Source organism: Acinetobacter parvus DSM 16617 = CIP 108168, from assembly GCF_000368025.1.
GTDB lineage: Bacteria > Pseudomonadota > Gammaproteobacteria > Pseudomonadales > Moraxellaceae > Acinetobacter > Acinetobacter parvus.
In genome coordinates this window covers 1,114,461-1,133,885 of sequence record NZ_KB849212.1, presented here as the reverse complement: position 1 = coordinate 1,133,885, position 19,425 = coordinate 1,114,461, and the positions used below count along the sequence as shown (strand labels likewise).

Sequence of the window (19,425 nt, the reverse complement as noted above, 5' to 3'; positions counted from 1 at the left end):
ATAAGTAGCATGTGCTGAACCGTCGCAATGCTACTTTTTTTTGCCTAAAATTTTTGTATTACCAATCATCTGTCAATTTTTTTATTTGTGAAATGTGTCAAAATGTCCACGTTAAAATTAGAGCAACTACTCTTTAATTCGGGTATTGCATCTGATAAGGTACACCTAAAAGGAAAAAACAAATTAATTAGAGGACAGGAAGAATGTCTAAATTCCAAAAAATGGGACAGGGTGTGGCGGTTGCGTTACTCACAACATCAATATTATCAGGGTGTTCACAAATCATTAAAACAGGGGCTAATGTCGCATTAAGTTTTAGTGAAAATCATATTGTTCCACCAATTTTGGCGATGGATGACGCCGAAATGGTGTGTAATTCAGGTAATGCCTTAACTCCAGCGGTGATGTCAACCAAGGATATGGGTGCTGATCCAACACGTATGGCGGTGTTATTGTATACCTCAGCAGGTATTTGTGCTGAAAATAAAGCCTTAGAAGCGGAACTCCGCTATTTGCGTGCTTCGAAAGCAGGTCAAGTTTCTGAAGCTCAAGATGCTCGTATTGAACAAAAACGTTGGGCGGGGATTGCTGCTGAACGTCAATATGCAGGTTATCAACTTTTTGCAAATCGTTGGGAATCAAAATATAAATATAAATTGGGTGATTCATGCCCAACAATGCGCAATGATTTAGATCAGACAGTTTACCTTTTAGGGATGGTAAGTGGTCTGCAAGCGATGACCAATGATATTAACTCTGGTGGTGCAATCAATGTACCGAAAGATATTGCGGGTATTGTAGAACGTGGTATGGCATGTCTAGATAATGAAAAGTTCTGGGGCGCTCCAATGGCGACTCGTGCTGTGATTTGGACATTATTACCAGGTGCTGGTGATGGTAAACCTGAACCTTATGCAACGATGAAAGAATCGATGCAAATTGGTGAGAAAAAAGGTGTTCGCTTAGCACATGCACTTTATGCTGTTGCTGCACAAGCAAGTGGTGATGATGCAAAACTTAGAGATGCATTCCGTTCATATGCTGCTGCAACAGGGGAAGATAAACCTGCAAACCCTCAATTTAGATTAATTGACAAAATGGCAGGTCTAATGGTTCGTGGAATTGCGGATCGTTACTGGACAGAAAATACTGGCATACGTGCTACCGATGAAGGTCTATCAACATTCTGGGATGATAAACAAGAAAGTTCTTCAGAATTAGATGAGCTATTTGATGGTGGTGGGGATGGTGCGTCTGCTCCTGCAGAAGAGACCCCAGCTCAGTAACCTAGATTAAACGACCTTTTACATTATTTAAGTAGATTACTGGTTAATGTTGAATGTAAAAGGTTCGTTTTAAAAGAGGGGTACGTAAATGAAAGATCAAATATGGATACGGAAAGTCATATTGATCGCAGTATGTATTTCGATCTCTGCAAGTCTGCAAGTTTTTGCTGATCATTTCATCTATTGGAAGCCTAGTGTACTGGTCGAAGTCTGGCGTTTATGGACAGCCCATTGGGTACATGTTGGATGGATGCATTTCTTTTTGAATATGCTTGCATTTGCTTGTTTACCTTTTATTTTTCCACATGCACGTAATAGACATCTAGTTTGGTTGTTATTACTGTTACCACCATTTATCAGCCTCATTTTTTATTTTTACTTTCCTTATGTTGAAGCTTATGCAGGTTTGTCAGGCGTATTGCATGGTCTTTATACAGCGGTAAGTTTGGTTTATCTAAAATATCCAAAGGAAAGAACATTCGCAATTTTAGTTTTAGTGCTCATATTTGCCAAACTTGTTTGGGAAAATACCTTTGGTCAAACAGGTACAGCACAATTAATAGGAAGTCCTGTACTAACAGAAGCACATTTGATTGGAGCAATTGGAGGTGTATTTTGTGGACTTGGTTATTTGCTATTAAAAAGGATTAAGAAATAAAAACATTAAGTCACTTTCATACAAACTTATCAACAACTTAGACGGTTTAAATAGGGATTGGTTATCAAGAGGGTGTTATTTCTCTATCAACCATATACATCGCATGATTCAACATCTTTGGATGGATGTTGAGAACAATAAAGTGGAATAGACATGCAACATGATCAAGAGAAAAAATCTGGATTAGGTCTGCTCAGCCATATATGGACAGAGTGGATTTCGACCTTTGTCATACTTTTCTTGCTTCTAATGACATTGGTTATTGGAACAGGTGAGATGATTCATGGTCAGCTTTTACGTATGGGGGAGCGCCTTTATGGTGATCCTGATACAGGAATGCAATATTCATTTCTACGTGCTGAACCAGAGAAACCAACCTGTGACAGAAATCCAAATATAGATGCACAAGTTCAAGAGCAAATGAAAATCAATGCTGCTGATGAGTTTGCGAGTATGTTTGGTGTAGCTTCTGAGTCAGATGTTCGAGCTTCGCTGATAGCGGCTCAGCAACAATGTGATGAGAAATACCAATTCTACGATAAGGCAATGAAGCATATCGAAGCCAATCCTAGTGTTCGTACTTATCGGAAAATTGAAACTAGTTTCTTCGGTATCTTTAAATTAGGTGCAGAGAACCGCGCGTTATTCCTCGTTATTATGGTTGTATTTGCTGCAATCAGTGCAACATTGAAAGCGCATCACATTGGTTTACGTAGTCCTGCTACTAAAACTGATTTCCGTGTTTATGGTATTGCGATGTTGTTGGGTAATGCATTACTCACATCATCTGTGATTAGCCAATATAAATCGGTCATGAATTCAGGTGTTCCGATCACACCAGAAATGAACGTGATTTATTGGTTGTGGATGATATTGTTTGGTGTGCTGACACTCATCAGTTTATTTCAAATGATCAAACCACCAGCTGCAACTCGTGAAGGTGGTAATGTCGGTTTAGCCATCCTCAGTATTCCTTTATATGCCTATATGGCGATTATCACCGGGGTTGCATTTACTTTCTTCATGGATTATCCAATGGGGCAAGGTATTTATTTGGGACAGTTGGTTGAATTGTCGAATATTTTCTTGAATCTAGCCTTATTTATTTGGGCGGGTATGTTGCTCAAGCAAACACGTATTGTTGATTTATTCCTCAATATCTTACGTCCTTGGAATCTGGCTCCAGAGACTTTAACTTGGTTGATCCTTCTTGCAGCGGCATTACCAACAGCCTATACAGGTGCATCAGGTATTTTCGTTATCGCTGCGGGTGCGATTATTTATAAAGAAGTGTGGAATGCGGGTGGACGCCGTCAGTTTGCTTTAGCAGCAACGGCGCTGTCGGGTTCAATGGGTGTAGTTCTACGTCCATGTTTATTGATCGTAGTAGTCGCTTCACTGAACAAAGAAGTAACGACTGATTTGCTTTATAAATACGGGATGTACACATTCCTATTAACCTCAACGTTATTCTTGGTGATTGCATTATTCTTTGCGGAACAAAAATTCCGTATTGCACCATTTAAAGTTGCATTGCCTAAATCATTACGTGCATTCGTACCTGTATCACCATATATCGTGATCTTTGTTTTGATTTGGTTATTCTACAAACATGCATTAGCAACTGATCTCAATGAATTTACTGCACCTGTAATGATGCCTGTGATTCTATTGATGATGGTATTGTTTGATAAGTTACGTAAAGAACCTGCACCGTTGGCACCTGTTGGTCATTGGGACAGTACTTTAAATAGCTACACATTGCCTGCGGACGGTAGTCAACCTGCACCAAAAATTAATCCAGAAGATGACCCACGCAAACCAGAGCGTAACATCTCATTTGCTAAAGCATTACATGCTTCTTCAAGTGAAACAGTAGGCCATATTGGTGCACTTGTGATTCTGATGGCGCTTTCAGTGAGTGTCGGTGGTTTCCTTGAGCAAATTCATATCATGGAAGCATTCCCACAAGATATTAATAATATTGTTGTCGTGATTACGTTGATTGTATTATTGATGATCTTCGTAGGTATGATTATGGATCCATTTGGTGCTGTGATTCTGATCACGGCTACAGTCGCACCTGTTGCATATCAATATGGTATTGATCCTGTTCATTTCTGGATGATTGCGCTTATTGGTTTTGAGTTGGGTTATGTCACACCTCCAGTTGCATTAAACCATCTCTTAGCTCGACAATCGATTGGTGATGCAGAAGTGGCTGAAGCAGATGCAGAAGTTCGTCATTTGTCTTTCTACTATCGATATGAACGTTGGATATTGCCTTTATTGGTCATGGTACCTGCAATCTTAATTATTGCTTACGTTCCGTATTTCTTTAAATTGTTTGGTTGGTATAACTAAACTAACAATAAAAAAAGCACCTTCGGGTGCTTTTTTTATTTCTAAGCTTTAAAATGCTTTAGACATTGTCAATGTTGATAAGTTATTTTTAAAGATCAAATATTTTAGCGTTGAATCATTTTCCTTTGACGTTGAGTCAATGGACTACATAATAAAATTGCCAGCAAAATAATACAAAATCCAATCACACTGTATAAATCGGGTACTTCATTCCAAAGTAAGAAGCCCCATACACCTGCAAAAATAATTGCCATATAATTCACAGGTGCAATTTGTCCTGCTGGCGCAAGTCGATAAGCATGAGACATAAAAATTTGGCTGACATTAGCAAGTATCCCTGCGCCAATTAAAAACAATAATTCTTGTAAATGATAAGGTCGCCATACCCAAAACATTGGAATCACAGAAAGTGCTGATCCTATCAAGCAGAAATAAAATACGATGCGTTCAGGTGGTTCAGTTTGAGTTAATGCCCGAACAGTTACAAAAGCCATTGAGGCAAGTAAGCTTGATGCAATACCAATCACCGAAATCCAGTTCAGTAGACCTTGATCGGGTTTAGCAACGCAAAATACGCCAATAAATCCTAAAACAGCTGCACAAATCATAGCAATGGTGATTTTTTCTTTTAGAAATAGCCATGCAATAACTGGAATAAAAATTGGGGAAGAGTAGGTAAATACCATTGCATTTGATAACTTTAAATGCGCAATGGCGTAAAAGAAACCATACATGGCTGCAAGTCCAACAATACTACGCCATGTATGCATCCATAGTTTTTCTGTTTTTACAAAGCCAGTGCCTTGTTTAAAAATAAAAGGCAGAAATAGGATGAGTCCAACCACATTACGAAAAAATACAATGGTGTAGTTATCAACACTATGGGAAGCATATCGGATACAAATGCCCATCACTGAAAAGAGCAGTGCAGAAATGGTGAGACAACCAATCGCCAGAAACAGGTTGCGATCAGCTTGATGAGAGTTCATATCGAATGCTGGCTGGGAGAAACTGAACCTATTGTATGCTTCTCTGCAAGAGAAAGAAATGAGCTGTGGATTTCATTAAAGGCGGTCTAACATTGCTGGGAATCCTGATGGCCCACACCTTTCAAAAACCGATTCAATAATAAAAAGCCTTAACTGAGGTTAAAGCTTTTTGACCTTTTATTTCATGGGATTTATTTCTGCGCCGCGATTTGCGCTTCCAGTAGTTTGACCTGTTCCTCTTTAAGCTTAAGCAGTGCATCGACATCATCATGCTGCTGCTTGAGTTCCTGCTGTTGATCCTTAAGCTGCTGATGAATATCATCCAGTTTGGCAATTTCCTCTTTCGCCAAACTGTCATTTGCTGGAAGCGGCTCTTTAATAATTGATTCCTCAACCAACTGGATTGGTTTGGCAACTTCGCTGCTGGCTGCTGTTGGTTCAGCTGTAACAGCGGTTTGCTGTTTTACTGTCGCAGCTGGTTGTGTAGCTGTGGTTGTCGATTGCTGATCTTTTTGTGCCAAAAACCATTGCACAGCAAGAAACAAAACCACAACAACGCTAATTCCACCAATTATCATCCATAATAATTTGGAATTTTGAGTTTGGTATGTGGACATCATTTTTAACCTTCTAGTCAAAATGACGAGGTTTGAATTGTATCACTCCAATTTCATCTGGCTCAGCGGGTTGTTGCTCTTCCACGTGGGTCGGGCGTTTTTCACTATAAGCACATTCGATACATTCAATCCACTCGTCATCCACAGTGATGATCTTAACTACACGATCTAACGCGCCACATTTAGGGCATTTTGCACCCGCGATGAACTGTCTTTTCATGTCAGTTAATACCATGCTGTGAACAATAATGACGTAGTTTAAGCGGTTTTATCGGTGTTCGTCCAACCTTGATGGCGTAATAATGCATCTATTTTTGGTTCTCTTTTTCTGAAATTGCGAAATGCATCAAGTGCAGTATTTTTTCCGCCAACTGCTAGAATAAACTTTCTAAACTCTTTTCCAGTCTCGGTATTAAAAATACCTTCGCTTTCAAAGCGGTCAAAGGCATCACTGGCTAAGACCTCAGCCCATTTATAGGAATAATAGCCCGCAGCATAGCCACCCGCGAAAATATGGCTAAAACTATGCTGGAAACGGTTATAGGGAACCGTTGGCACCACTGCAAATTTGGCTCGAATATCGTTCAGCGTTTCCTGAATCTGCTGGCTGTTTAAAGCAGGTGTTTGGCGGTGAATTGTTAAATCAAACAGGGCAAATTCAATCTGACGTAGCGTTTGCATACCAGACTGGAAGAAACGTGCATTGAGCAGGGCAGATAGCAATTCTTGTGGCAATGTTTGCTTGGTCTCGGTATGTTCACTGAGCACATCAAGGCTTTCATTATCCCATGCCCAAAATTCCATAAACTGACTTGGCAACTCCACTGCATCCCACGCCACACCATGCGTCCCTGCCACTGAGATATTATCCACTTCGGTCAGCATGTGATGTAAACCATGACCAAACTCATGGAACAAGGTAATCACTTCATCATGGGTCAGCAAGGCAGGTTGATCGCCAATCGGTGGGGTAAAGTTGCAGACCATGTAGCAAATGGGTTTTTGTAGACCATTGGCCGTTTGCACACGAGAACGGAAACCACTCATCCATGCGCCACCACGTTTGCCATTGCGTGCATATAAATCAAAATAGAAACCGCCGACCACTTGACCTTGATCTTCAATTTCGAAATAACGTACATCATCCTGCCAAACAGGCGCCTGGCGTTCAACGATCTGGATACCGTAAAGGCGCTGCACAATCTGGAATAAACCTTGAACCACTTTTGGTGCAGGGAAATACGGTTTAAGCGCTTCCTGAGAAAGATTGAACTGTTGTTGTTTCAACTTCTCAGAATAATAGGTTGAATCCCAAGGTTTGAGTTCTTCAATTCCATCTTGTTGTGCAATACTTTTTAGTTCAGCAATTTCAGCAAGTGCAGGCGTACGCGCATGCTCTGCCAAATCTACTAAGAATTGATGAACAGTTTCAACATCAGGTGCCATTTTGCTGGCAAGGGAATATTCAGCAAAGTTGTTAAAGCCAAGTAGTTGTGCCATTTCCTGACGTAAGCTCAGGATTTCTTCCATCACAGGCGTGTTATCAAACTCGGTTTTATCCGATTGATCTGATGCACGGGTGACATAGGCTTTGTACAGCTCTTCTCGCAACTCACGATCATCAGCATAAGTCATGATCGCAAAATATGCAGGAAAGTCCAATGTCGCAACCGCTTGCTCAAGCTCACGTTGTTGTCCGTATTGTTTTAACAGTTCAACACTGCTTTGAGGTAAACCTTTAAGTTGTGCTTCCGTTAAAGGCTTGAAATAGGCTTGGGTTGCATCGAGCACATGGTTTGAGAAGTCTGAAGACAGCTGTGATAAACGTGCCGAGATTTCTGCATAACGCTTTTTAGCTTCGCCTTGGAGTGCAACACCAGACAGTTTAAAGTCACGTAGCGCGAGTTTAATGGCGCTTTGCTGTGCTTCGCTGAGGGTCTGGAAAATGCTACTGTCATGAATCTGTTGATAGGTTTGATACAGCGCCGTGTGTTGCCCCAGTTGTGTATAGTATTCACTGAGGCTTGGGAGTAGTGATTGGTAAACTTCACGGGTTTCGGCATTGTTCATCACGGCATTGAGGTGCGACAAAATGCCCCATGACTCACTCATGTTATTTTCAAGCTGATCAACTTCGGTCAAGGTTGCCAATTGTGCCTCGCTGTTTTGTGGCACTTCCTTGAGTTGATTTAAGAAGTTTTGACCGTTTTGAATGGTTTGTTCAATTTGTTGTTTTAGGTCAGCAAGTTGAATTTGATCAAATTGAGGAACGGGAAGTGTCGCTTGTTGGAGTGTCATTGTATTTTTGCCATATCATCTTTAAACATAGGTATAGATGTAGGGCTTAGAGGGGGAGAAATCAAGTAAGAGAGATGTTAAATCCAAATAAAATAGCCCTATTAAAATAGGGCTATTGTGGAACACGGAAAATATTGAGCTAAATTAGTCCTGCTTAGCTTTCGCATTGGACTTTTTCTTTTTTACTTTCTTCTTGGCTTTTTCTTTGCTTTCAGGCTTGGTTGAAGCTTTTTTAGCAGGCTTTTTGGTATAAGAACTTGGTTTGCTCTTATCCTTTTTCTTGCGTACAGGCTTCTCACCATCTTCACTGATTTGAGAAGTTGCGGATGGTTTACTAAAAACCTCTTCAGTAGCTAGAGCTTTGGTAGATGTGGTGCGGGGGGCTTTATGGCGAATCACACGCCCCAAATGCGTCAACTGTTGAACCAATTTGAAGTCAATTTTACGTTCTTCCAGATTGACGCCTGCAACCTGAATCTTGACTTCATCGCCGAGACTAAAGGATTGACCGCGATTCTGTCCAACTAAACTCTGACTTGCTTGATCATATAAGAAATAATCTTCACCCAGTTGGCTGACATGAATCATACCATCCACATATAAATCTTTGAGTGTAACGAATAGACCAAACTCAGTCACCGCACTAATAATACCAACAAACTCATCGCCTAAATGCTGTTGCATATAATGGCATTTCAACCATGTGGTGACGCTACGTGAAGCTTCATCGGCACGACGTTCAGTTTGTGAAAAATGCTCGCCAGCTTCATCTAAAGCGGCACCAGACAATGGATAAGCTTTCTTATCGAGATAGGCTTTAATTGCGCGGTGTAACAATAAATCTGGGTAACGACGAATTGGTGAGGTGAAATGCGTATAAGCTTCATAAGCAAGACCATAATGTCCTGCATTATTCGCACCATAATAGGCTTGCATCATTGAGCGTAACAACACCGCATGAATACTTGGTGCATCTAAACGATCTTTGGTTGCTTCAATGACTCGTTGATAATCGGCTTGTGTTGGTTGCTCTGGGAATGGCAAACCGAGTAATTTGACGAAATCACGGACTTTTTGAATACGTGAGAATTCTGGCGCTTCATGTACACGATACAACATCGGAATATCATGTTCTAATGAGTATTCAGCTGCGGCAACGTTCGCCAATAACATACATTCTTCAATCAGTTTATGCGCATCATTACGAGTACGTGGCAAGATTTCCTTGATTCCACCTAACTCATCAAAGGTCATATAGGTTTCAATGGTTTCAAATTCCATCGCATGACGTTTGGCACGTAGTTCTTTTAGTGTCTGATAAAGCTGGAATAGGGTATTTAACGATTTATGAACGCTTTTATCTTGCGGAATGGCATCGGTTGCACCGTCAAAATAAGCAGCCACCTGATTATAGGTCAAACGTGCTTTGGAATGCATCACCGCAGGGTAGAACTCATAACCTGTGACTTTACCTGCACGTGACAGTTTTAAATCGCAGACCATACACAGACGGTCAACATGCGGATTGAGAGAACACAATCCATTTGACAATGCTTCTGGCAACATTGGCAAAACAAAGTGTGGGAAATAAACCGATGTACCACGTTCTTCAGCTTCTTCATTTAAAGGTGAGTCTAAACGGACATAATGGCTCACGTCTGCAATTGCCACGACAACACGGTAACCACCGCCTGCACGCTTCTCTGCATACACGGCATCGTCAAAGTCACGTGCATCTTCACCATCAATCGTGACGAGTGGTAAATCGCGTAAATCAACACGACCTTTGCGATCTTGTTCTGAAGGTTCTTTAAAACTTTCAGCTTCTTTAATGACGGCCTCTGGAAATTCATAAGGCAAACCAAATTCTAAAATGGTTTGTGGAATAATAATTTCAGTGTCAGCTTTGTCCGCCATCGACTGTACAACATGACCTGTCGCTAATTCTTCACGAGTCGGGTAATCATCAATCGCAACTCGTAGCATATCGCCAACTTTGGCATTGGCATGTTCAATCAATTCTTTTTCTAAGGTAATTGGTTGGTGCTGATTTGGATTGCTTGGCTGAATAAAGTATTCACCTTCATGTTCAGCGACTTTACCAATAATTTGTTTGACACGACGTTGGACGACTTCGGTAATAAACCCCCAAGCTTTACCTTTACGGTCAACAGAAGTTTGGCGTACTTTAACGCGATCACCATTAAAGACTAGACGTAATTCACGTTCAGGTAATAGTACATCATCCTGACCTGCGATATTGGCCGTACCTAGACCTTTACTATTGATATAGACCGTTGCTTCATGGCTTGGTAAATCGGTTGCAGGTTGGTATTTAAAACCATCTTTCATTAACTGACCGTCACGAACCATTGCACTTAAGCGATGGTTCAAGGCATCAATACTTTTTTGATCTGGGATATTAAAGTGGTCAACCAGCTCTGCATGAGACTGTGCAGTTTTTAATTGTTCTAATGTACTTAGAATAAGAGTTCGGCTAGGAATAGGATTATCGTAACGTTGCGCTTCTGCTTTTGCTTCGGGATCAACCCAATTTGTAGTCATATCGTTTCATTTCACATCTGGCAGATCGGTTTAGCATAAGTCATTCAAACTCTAACTGCACGTCAAAGATTGCAAGATTCTGTTTATTGTGCCGATCTAAATAAAGGAGAGAACACTATATTAACAAGCGTAGCGCTAAAAATGACGAAAAAATATAAGAATTGATTAAAAAGTATTTGATTGAACTGAAAAAGAAGAAAAAAACAGGAACATCCCTTGTGTAATACGGTTTTAGTTTGTATTATTGCGCTCGTGTTACGGTGAGATGGGTGAGTGGCTGAAACCACATCCCTGCTAAGGATGCATACGGGTAACTGTATCGAGGGTTCGAATCCCTCTCTCACCGCCACTTTACTTAAAGCGCTCATAGCTCAGCTGGATAGAGCACTTGGCTACGAACTAAGGGGTCGGGAGTTCGAATCTCTCTGAGCGCACCAAGTAAAGATTAATGTAACACACGCCTGAATAGGCACATAAGTAATGCGCTCATAGCTCAGCTGGATAGAGCACTTGGCTACGAACTAAGGGGTCGGGAGTTCGAATCTCTCTGAGCGCACCAAGTAAAGATTAATGTAACACACGCCTGAATAGGCACATAAGTAATGCGCTCATAGCTCAGCTGGATAGAGCACTTGGCTACGAACTAAGGGGTCGGGAGTTCGAATCTCTCTGAGCGCACCAACTTAAATAAATTAACCGCTTAATTGCGGTTTTTTTTGTGCCTTATGCCTTTGCCTTAATTTTCTGTACAAACACTGCATTACCGCCAACTGCTGGCAATACGTCATGATATGGCAGGCTTCGCATTGCCCTGAGTAAAAAAGGTGCTTTTTCATCAATTTTCATGCTGGTGGTCATTTTCAATAAAGCACCCTGATTAAGCTCGGTAAATCCCATCTGGCCTTTAATAAAACGCAAGTCACCACCATTGGCATAAAAATTATTTTCGCTGGCATTTGGATAATTAAAATGCAGTTTAAAGGCAAATGGAATATTAATGACACCTAAGCCCACATTGACCTGAATATCTGCATCCTGTCCCTGATTCTGAATAGGGGTGGTCACCACCTTTTTGATTTGCCGAGGGAATAAATCCTTATAGGCCAATGGAGTGAGCCATTTCTGTAGCTGTTGTGGTGTCTGTTTATAAAACTGATAGGTGGTGGAAAACCGCATGGCTTCACGTCCATGCGTGTACATGATGCTGGTCGGGGCATGCAGAAAGCTAACGGGTTGCTGTGATGTCTGGCTGAGCTGGGCGATTTTTGTGAGCTGGGTTGCATTGAGTTGAGGGCTTGGCATTTGCCCGCCATCAAGTGGGGCAGTGTTTTTTCCAATAAAACGGGTTCTTAAAGCCTCTAAAACAAAGGCGTTGCTAGTGCTGGGAACTCCAAACTTGACCTCAGGAATTGCGTTTAAAATTTTCTTTAAAATAAATCCTTTCGGTTGGTTGAGGTCACCCCACTGGGTTAGTGTCACCAGGGTCCGATGCTCATCCAGTGCAAACCATTCCAGTTTTCCGACCCCATAGGGAATGGGAGCGTCAATGACCAGACTGGCGATGCTGTTCGGCTTGATCTGGTGTTGCAGCGTGACGTCCTCATTGAAATTGAGTACAGGAATTGGTGTTGGAATTGAGACCTTGTATTTCACCTGTACGATATTGCCCGACTGTTCAATGGTCTTGGCTGATTTTAGGGTTGGAAACAGTCCCACATAATGACTAAAGTCTGTCAGCGTTTTCGCCACCTGTTGTGTATTGGCAGGGACGATGATGGCAGCGGAAGTAAAGCTGACAGTGGGTTGAGGATTGCTTTTCAGGGTGGGTACTGAAGTTTTTACCGCAGGGTGACCATAAATAAAAATAGTGTCCTGAGTATAACTGGCCAAGAGCTGTGGATTGTTCTGAAAAGGCTGCAAGGCACTTGGGATATTGTCTGTCCATGTAATGATTTGAGTAAAACCAATTTGACTTATCCCGAATAAAATACCTGTACATAGCAGGCGGGTAAAATAAGACATAACATTCCTTTGATTTTTTATACGTGACTGAGCTGGAAATTCAGCATTTCAATCTTGATCAATGCCAGTAAATTGGAAAATAGTTATAAATTTTTTTGTGTGTAAAGAATAGCCATATTGTGTAAAACAACGTCTTAGCCACTAAACTGGTATAATATTTACGCCCATCCATGATGAAACAAATTGAAGTCGAGCATGTCTGAACAACGTCCAGCGCTATCCCTGCGTTATTACCTGAATTTAGAAGAATCCCAGGATGGTTTTGCTTTAGTGACCTTTGGTAAAAAGACCTTTACCCGTTTTTTAACCCCACTGATTAGTATCGCCATTATTGTATGGGGTATTTATCTTGGTTTTTCGGGTGTGGGGCGTTACTACGTTGCATTGGGGGCCTTTTTCCTGATCATGCAGGGGCTGATGCGCTATTGGTTGCTGCCGATGTTGTTTAAACGACAGTTTGTCCGTTATCAGTTTGGCAAGAGTGAACAGGGCATTGACCTGTATCAGGATCATTTTGAGCTTTATGCCACAGGTAAAAAGCAAAGTGCGCAATATGCCGAGGTGCAGTCTTTCGCCATTGGTAAACTGACCTATATGCTGGAACTGAAAAACCATACCGTGGTGATTGTGCCAAAACGGGCGTTTACGGATTCAGCAGCGCAAAGTAAATTTGAAAATAGCTTTAAAAAATAAATAATCTTGCTAATAAATAAGGAAATGCCATGAGCACCTCTCCATCAAAAATTGTGTGTGTCGGTCGGAACTATGCTGAGCATGCAAAAGAGCTTGGCAATGTGATTCCAGATCGCCCGATTTTATTTATGAAACCTGCAAGTAGTTTGGCGACTCTAGCGCAAGGCATTACATGGAACAAGGCCTTGGGTGAATGTCACTATGAATGTGAAATCTGCCTGCAAATTGCACATCCCCTGTCTGGCGAAACAGATCGGGAAAAAGTACTGGAGGCGGTGGGAGCACTGACACTGGGACTGGATTTAACCCTGCGTGATTTACAGGGTGAGCTAAAAGCCAAGGGGCATCCGTGGGAACGTGCCAAAGCATTCGATGGCGCATGTATTCTGGGGGAGTGGATTGAAACCGATGAGATTGGTGACCTACAGGAACTTGAACTGATCTTGACCATCAATGGTGCCGAACGCCAGCATGGTTTCACCAAAGATATGATATTTGATATTGCCGATTTACTGATTGATATTAATCAGGCATTTAGCCTACAGACAGGTGATGTGATCATGACGGGAACACCAGCGGGTGTAGGTGCTTTACAGCCAAATGATCAACTCACCCTAAAACTGATTACCCAGTCTGGGGAATACGACTGGAATACTTTTGTCCGACCATAATCATGCATTTACAACATGCTGCGGGTTAAGTCTGAAAGTAGCCAATGACTCGCCTGTTAAAGTCATTGGCTATGCAGATTTATTTCGGTTCTGTCGACATCTCAAAGATGGTTGAAAGAGGAATAGACAGTTTAGCCGCCAAATAGTCGTTGCTTTCAATCAGGGCTGGGCCAAGTCGCTCCATCCATTCATCATTCTGATGCACATTGAATACATCAGGGCGTAGAGGTAAAGGATAAGGAAGAGCGGTAAAGAAACTCCAGAAATCAATCTGCGCCAAATTCCGTACCAATACATATTCATCCTTATCTGTGCGCTTGATGAGATTTTGATTTTCAAGTTGCAGGATATAGGCAGGTAAACGCCCCAATTCACCACGACCAATAATATCCAGTAGTTCCGTTTCACTGACACTTTCACCGATTTGCTGTTTTTTATAAAACAGCTCCAGCATGTCGAGTAACATCAAAATTGGATGGCGCTTTTGCTCCTTGCCTAAATTAAATGCAGTGAGGGCATAGCTGACTTCCACACCCAGTAAAATGATGTTCCAGGACAAATAGATCCAGAGCAGGAAAATGGGAACGGCAGCGAATGCACCATAGACAATTTCATAGCTAGTGAAGTTGCTCATGATCCAGCCAAATAAACGTTTCAGGGTTTCAAAAACCGTTGCACTAAAACAGGCGGCAATCACTGCTGAAAAGATCGGGACAGTGCGGTTTGGAATGGTCCAATATAAAATGAAAAAGCCAGCAATCGTAAGTAGAAATGAAATCAACCATAAGATTAATGAACCATTGAGTTGATAGCCTGCAAAGTTGTTGCTGAGAATGTTCATTGAGGCGACAGTTGAGGAAAGTACAAACGCACTGCCTAAAATGATCGGGCCCAGTGAAATAATGGTCCAGTAACGCATAAAGCCAATCAGGCCTGTACGGGTTTCCTTGACCCGCCAGATACGATTGAAAACGGTTTCAATCGAAGACAGCATCAGTACGGTGGTGACAAAAAGAAATAACACCCCAATCACGGTGAGGTTACTGGATTTCTCGGTAAATGCGTTCAGTGCCTTGTCAAAGGCAATGGTAGTTTTAGGCAAAAAGTTGCTGTAGATCAGTTGTTGCAGTTGTTGTCGGGCAGGTTCCAGTGCCTTGATGGAGGAAATGATAACCAGAAAAACGGTCAGCATCGGGACAACGGCAAACAGGGTGGTATAGGTGAGGGAACCCGCCTGTTCCTGACAGCGATCGGCTTTAAAACGCCGTAACACAAATACAATAAATTGAAACCATGTTTTTTCTAAAAAAGGCAGTTTGTTTCGATATCGTTCGAAGATCATGGGTTCATCCTATTGTTTTAATCAAAATCCTATGCGTTTCACAGAACTTATTACCGCTAAAAATATAAAAAATATCGTATAGTGTTCTTTTTAACAAAATTATTGAAAGTAATGCAACCTTACGTCCTTGTTCTTTATTACAGTAAATATGGCTCAACCAAACAAATGGCGCATTTAATCGCCGATGGAATTGAATCATCTGGTGTGACTGCGCGTATTCGTACCGTACCGAATTTGGCCACTGTGGTGACTCAAGCCGAGCCGAGTATTCCTGCTGAGGGAGACATTTACTGTGCCCTGGATGATCTCACCCATTGTTCAGGTTTGGCGCTTGGTTCACCAACACGTTTTGGCAACATGGCCAGTGAGATGAAGTATTTCTGGGATCAAACCACCAGTTTGTGGCTGAATGGCGCATTGCACAATAAACCCGCCTGTGTGTTTACCTCATCGGGGTCCATGCATGGTGGACAGGAAAGTACCTTGCTGAGCATGTTACCGCCATTATTTCATCATGGCATGATGATACTGGGCTTACCCAATTCAATCCCTGCATTATCCAATACCAAAACAGGTGGCACGCCCTATGGTGCAAGCCATGTCAGTGGACCTCGCCATGACCAGGGCTTAAGTCCAGATGAAAAAACATTATGTGAGGCGCAAGGTAAGCGTTTAGGCGAAGTGGTCAAGGCGTTGGCTGCAAAGTGATAAAATAAAAGCCATAGCAGAATAGTTTTCCGCTATGGCTTTGGTTTTTATATCTCTACTAATACGGTGTCTATTTCTTGCATGATCCGATTTGTTTCGGTCAACGCCACAATAATTTTTTGATAATGCAAAATATCTTCAAAATCTAAAGCCCGATCTTTACGGTCTTTGAGCCATTTTTGAGCAGGTTGATAACCGCCAATATAAAAATGCCAAGCAATTTCGGGGACATGATTAAAATATTGTGTGTCATTAATCCAGACTTGACCATCTTTATATATTGGTTTAGTCACGATATTATCGCCATCTATTGGATATTGAGTAATATATTTTTCAACACTTGGACTTTCGAGCAAGTGAATGCGCCGTAGTTCGCCACCGAGTTTGACCAATTCAATAAAGGTTTTGGTATGCGTTGGATAGGGCACGCGTGGAAAGTCGATTTTTAGAAATTCTTTATAGGTTTCTCGGTAGTTGGGTGAATGCAGTACGGCGTAGATGTAGTCGAGAATATCGATTGGTGCGAATGTGCCTTGGATATCTTCTTTTTCATCGGTAAAGCTTAAGCCGATCTTGGATGCGATCTGTTCGACAATGTCTTGATTTAAATTAGGCGTGCGGATCGCTTGCTTGTCTAAAGTATTTTGGGTGGTGTCATTATAAAGATAGAGAGGAAAAATATAATTGTTATCCAGCGATGAGCTAATGCTTTTGTCGGTAATATTTTGTGTAATGAAATAACAGCTTGCATCATTTCTCCTACTTCGTGTAGAGCTGATTGCTAAATTTTCATGAATCATATGTCTCATGGTGTCATTTCTAGGACGTCCCATAAATCCACTAGAAAATCCAGTATATGCTGAAAATCTAATATCAAAAGGACGATATGAAATTTTTATGATTTCAGGTTTATTGTTTTGTATATCTATTTTCGCATTCTCATATGACCAGCCTTTTGAGTTTGGTCTTTGATATTTTTTTAATAGGTCTTGAGAGCTTAATTCTTGAAAATCTGAAAGAATATTTTTAACAGATGTTTTATTAAAAGATATAGCGATGTCGTCACATTTTGATTCAATACCTGTGCTAAAAATCTTGAAAAACTCCGCAACACTAAACCATTTTGAGTAATGATTGATAAGTTCTAGATCTTTTTTTACGAAAAAGTAATTTGGTGCATCTAGGTGTATGTTTTGCCAAGATATTTGGTTTATAGAAAATTGATTTAAGCTTTCATATTTGAATTGTCTTCTACCAAACAAATCGTGATGGAGAACTTTAGCAAGTTCATCTTTTTTCTTTTTACCTGTTTTAATAAAGATGTTGATCGATACGCCTTGCATGATGTCAAAGACATTTTCATCTTTATGACCATCAGGTGTGGTTTCTTTTTTCTTAGTATTTCCATGTAAATCAATAATGTAAATTTTATCAAAGGTTTCAAGTAAATTTTTACGCATTTGACGATGGGTAATCCCATCAATAAAGCTATTATTAGAAATGTAGGCTAAAACACCTTCACCATTTTTTTCAATAAAATATTGACCATAGCGAATAAATTTAATGTAATCATCATCAAGATTAATTTTTCGTTCGTTTAAATCCTTTTTATAATCTGCAATAAGGTTTTGAATCCATTCACCTTTATTGGTTGAACTTACAGAATACGGCGGATTCCCCAAAATACACATGACTGGGGTATCACGTTTTATATGGTTGGCTTCATTGGCTTCGCTACTTAACCAGTTGGCAAATAGTGTGCCTGTATCGGGGTGGCTTTCTTCTAAACTGTTGGTTAAATACACTCGTAAGCGTTGCGCTTGCTTGGGTTTATAACCTGTATCGGTTAGCAACAAATCAAGTTGCAAATGCGCCATCGCATAACTTGCCATGAGCAGCTCAAAACCATTTAAACGTGGTAATAAATGCTGTTCGACATAATTACTCCATATCCCTTGCTGTCCTGCAAATTTTTGATGAATATGTTTGACCACTTCGGCAAGAAACGTCCCTGTACCTGTGGCAGGGTCAAGAATTTGCACTTTATGCACTTCTTTGGTTTCGGTAATACGCTTGCCTTTGGCTTTACCTTTGGTAATGGCTGTACCTGTTGCTTCTACTTCAATCGTGGTTTTACTGGTATCGGCTAAACCTTGCGCTAAACCAAATTCGGTTTTTAAAATATCATCTACGGCACGCACAATAAAATTGACCACTGGGGCAGGGGTGTACCAAACGCCACGAGCTTTACGCAATTTGGGGTCATATTCACTCAAGAAAGTTTCGTAAAAGTGAATAATCGGGTCTTCCATTTTGGTGGAACGCCCATAATTTTTAAGGATTTCATGTACATTACAATGTAGAAAAACATCAACCAAGCTATCGACAATCCATTTAATACGGTCATCAATATCAGGGCCCGCAATATAGCCAAATAGTTTGCGTAAAAATGGATTGGTTTTAGGAATCAGTTCCGCCGCTTCCTGTCGGCTAAAAGTCGGTAAGGTCGGGTCATGTAAACGTGCGGCAAACATACCGTAAGCAATAGTTTGAGCATATACATCAGCAAAACCTTTCGGGGTAATGTCATGTATCAGGATTTGTTTAAAGGCTTGTTTTTGGTCTTTTAATGTACTGTCCTCAAAGCTATCTTCATCACTGGTTAAGGCTTTTTCAATCACATCAGAAAGTAGACGCGCTTTTGCTGCCATCATTTCTGCAAGTTTTTTAGGACTTTTAATGGTTTGTCCAATATGGGTACAAAAATTCTTGATGAGATTTTCAAAGACAGTAAAGTTCTCAGGAAGCGCTCGGATATGATTGCCAGTCACCTCAGCAATGGCGATTTTAGTGATAAATACGCCATCCTGATAAATATGAAAATTGAGATAGTCCGTAAAAATAAGATTGTTTAATGATGCTTTGTAACGATCAAATTGTTCTTTATTTCCTGTCTTTTTCAATCCGTCTAAGTCTTTATCACCGATATCTTTTGCTTCAATAAAGCCAATGGGAATATTTTTCTTTGTCAAAATATAGTCAGGTGCGCCACAAGATTGCCTTTTAGGTTCATTGGTCGCAGTAATATCTGGGACTATCGATTCAATCAGTTGGGCAAGATCGCCACGAAAGGTATGTTCTGTCGCATTGCCAAGTCGATAACGATGATTAATACGGTCTATATAGGTTGAAATAAAGTGACTCATATTGTT

Annotated in this window: 14 protein-coding genes and 4 tRNA genes; 10 read left to right on the top strand and 8 right to left on the bottom strand. The window is 40.9% G+C overall.

The genetic code is table 11. The features are described 5' to 3' along the window. The first annotated feature begins 203 nt into the window (after nucleotides 1-203). The 3 genes from F988_RS11965 (at nucleotide 204) to F988_RS11955 (ending at nucleotide 4,308) form a co-directional block, all read left to right on the top strand. Nucleotides 204-1,286: a hypothetical protein gene (locus tag F988_RS11965; RefSeq protein WP_004683255.1), complete on the top strand. Its 1,083-nt coding sequence runs from the start codon at nucleotides 204-206 to the stop codon at nucleotides 1,284-1,286. Nucleotides 1,287-1,374: 88 nt separating this feature from the next. Further along, nucleotides 1,375-1,944 carry a rhombosortase gene (rrtA, locus tag F988_RS11960; RefSeq protein ID WP_004683254.1) on the top strand — a complete coding sequence of 190 codons (570 nt, stop codon included), beginning with the start codon at nucleotides 1,375-1,377 and terminating at the stop codon, nucleotides 1,942-1,944. A 153-nt stretch (nucleotides 1,945-2,097) separates the two neighbouring features. Continuing rightward, nucleotides 2,098-4,308, top strand: coding sequence for a TRAP transporter large permease subunit (locus tag F988_RS11955; protein ID WP_004683251.1), 2,211 nt, complete (start codon nucleotides 2,098-2,100; stop codon nucleotides 4,306-4,308). A 104-nt stretch (nucleotides 4,309-4,412) separates the two neighbouring features. On the opposite strand, the gene F988_RS11950 is transcribed toward F988_RS11955, so the two are convergent. From F988_RS11950 to rnr, 5 genes are all read right to left on the bottom strand, one after another. After that, nucleotides 4,413-5,297 carry a DMT family transporter gene (locus F988_RS11950; protein ID WP_004683250.1) on the bottom strand — a complete coding sequence of 295 codons (885 nt, stop codon included), beginning with the start codon at nucleotides 5,295-5,297 and terminating at the stop codon, nucleotides 4,413-4,415. A 191-nt stretch (nucleotides 5,298-5,488) separates the two neighbouring features. Next, on the bottom strand, nucleotides 5,489-5,917 hold the full coding sequence (locus tag F988_RS11945) for a hypothetical protein (RefSeq protein WP_004683248.1): 429 nt from the start codon (nucleotides 5,915-5,917) through the stop codon (nucleotides 5,489-5,491). 10 nt (nucleotides 5,918-5,927) lie between these two features. Beyond that, nucleotides 5,928-6,134, bottom strand: coding sequence for a YheV family putative metal-binding protein (locus tag F988_RS11940; protein ID WP_004660391.1), 207 nt, complete (start codon nucleotides 6,132-6,134; stop codon nucleotides 5,928-5,930). A gap of 38 nt (nucleotides 6,135-6,172) precedes the next feature. Next, a complete protein-coding gene (locus F988_RS11935; RefSeq protein ID WP_004683246.1) occupies nucleotides 6,173-8,212 on the bottom strand; it encodes a M3 family metallopeptidase in 2,040 nt (679 codons plus the stop codon). A 144-nt stretch (nucleotides 8,213-8,356) separates the two neighbouring features. Beyond that, nucleotides 8,357-10,777 carry a ribonuclease R gene (gene rnr / locus F988_RS11930; RefSeq protein ID WP_004683245.1) on the bottom strand — a complete coding sequence of 807 codons (2,421 nt, stop codon included), beginning with the start codon at nucleotides 10,775-10,777 and terminating at the stop codon, nucleotides 8,357-8,359. 259 nt (nucleotides 10,778-11,036) lie between these two features. Between rnr and F988_RS11925 the strand changes: the two genes are divergently transcribed. The 4 genes from F988_RS11925 (at nucleotide 11,037) to F988_RS11910 (ending at nucleotide 11,458) form a co-directional block, all read left to right on the top strand. After that, a tRNA-Ser gene (locus F988_RS11925) sits at nucleotides 11,037-11,126 on the top strand. A gap of 11 nt (nucleotides 11,127-11,137) precedes the next feature. Next, nucleotides 11,138-11,214, top strand: a tRNA-Arg gene (locus F988_RS11920). Nucleotides 11,215-11,259: 45 nt separating this feature from the next. After that, nucleotides 11,260-11,336: transfer RNA gene (locus F988_RS11915), tRNA-Arg, on the top strand. A 45-nt stretch (nucleotides 11,337-11,381) separates the two neighbouring features. Beyond that, nucleotides 11,382-11,458: transfer RNA gene (locus tag F988_RS11910), tRNA-Arg, on the top strand. Nucleotides 11,459-11,500: 42 nt separating this feature from the next. On the opposite strand, the gene F988_RS11905 is transcribed toward F988_RS11910, so the two are convergent. Continuing rightward, on the bottom strand, nucleotides 11,501-12,799 hold the full coding sequence (locus tag F988_RS11905; RefSeq protein WP_004683243.1) for an SRPBCC family protein: 1,299 nt from the start codon (nucleotides 12,797-12,799) through the stop codon (nucleotides 11,501-11,503). 195 nt (nucleotides 12,800-12,994) lie between these two features. Here F988_RS11905 and F988_RS11900 point away from each other — a divergent pair, with 195 nt between their 5' ends. Both F988_RS11900 and F988_RS11895 read left to right on the top strand, forming a co-directional pair. Then, complete coding sequence (locus F988_RS11900; RefSeq protein WP_004678548.1) at nucleotides 12,995-13,492, top strand: YcxB family protein; 498 nt, start codon at nucleotides 12,995-12,997, stop codon at nucleotides 13,490-13,492. 29 nt (nucleotides 13,493-13,521) lie between these two features. Then, the gene (locus tag F988_RS11895) at nucleotides 13,522-14,163 is read left to right on the top strand and encodes a fumarylacetoacetate hydrolase family protein (protein WP_004678545.1); all 642 of its coding nucleotides are present in this window, start codon (nucleotides 13,522-13,524) and stop codon (nucleotides 14,161-14,163) included. A gap of 79 nt (nucleotides 14,164-14,242) precedes the next feature. On the opposite strand, the gene F988_RS11890 is transcribed toward F988_RS11895, so the two are convergent. Continuing rightward, a complete protein-coding gene (locus tag F988_RS11890) occupies nucleotides 14,243-15,505 on the bottom strand; it encodes a YihY family inner membrane protein (RefSeq protein ID WP_004683242.1) in 1,263 nt (420 codons plus the stop codon). A gap of 111 nt (nucleotides 15,506-15,616) precedes the next feature. On the opposite strand from F988_RS11890, the gene wrbA reads away from it, so the two are divergent. Then, nucleotides 15,617-16,213: an NAD(P)H:quinone oxidoreductase gene (gene wrbA / locus F988_RS11885; protein ID WP_004683240.1), complete on the top strand. Its 597-nt coding sequence runs from the start codon at nucleotides 15,617-15,619 to the stop codon at nucleotides 16,211-16,213. A 47-nt stretch (nucleotides 16,214-16,260) separates the two neighbouring features. Here wrbA and F988_RS11880 read toward each other — a convergent pair whose 3' ends face one another. Further along, nucleotides 16,261-19,419, bottom strand: a complete 3,159-nt coding sequence (locus F988_RS11880; protein ID WP_004683238.1) for a type ISP restriction/modification enzyme — start codon at nucleotides 19,417-19,419, stop codon at nucleotides 16,261-16,263. Nucleotides 19,420-19,425 lie beyond the last annotated feature (6 nt).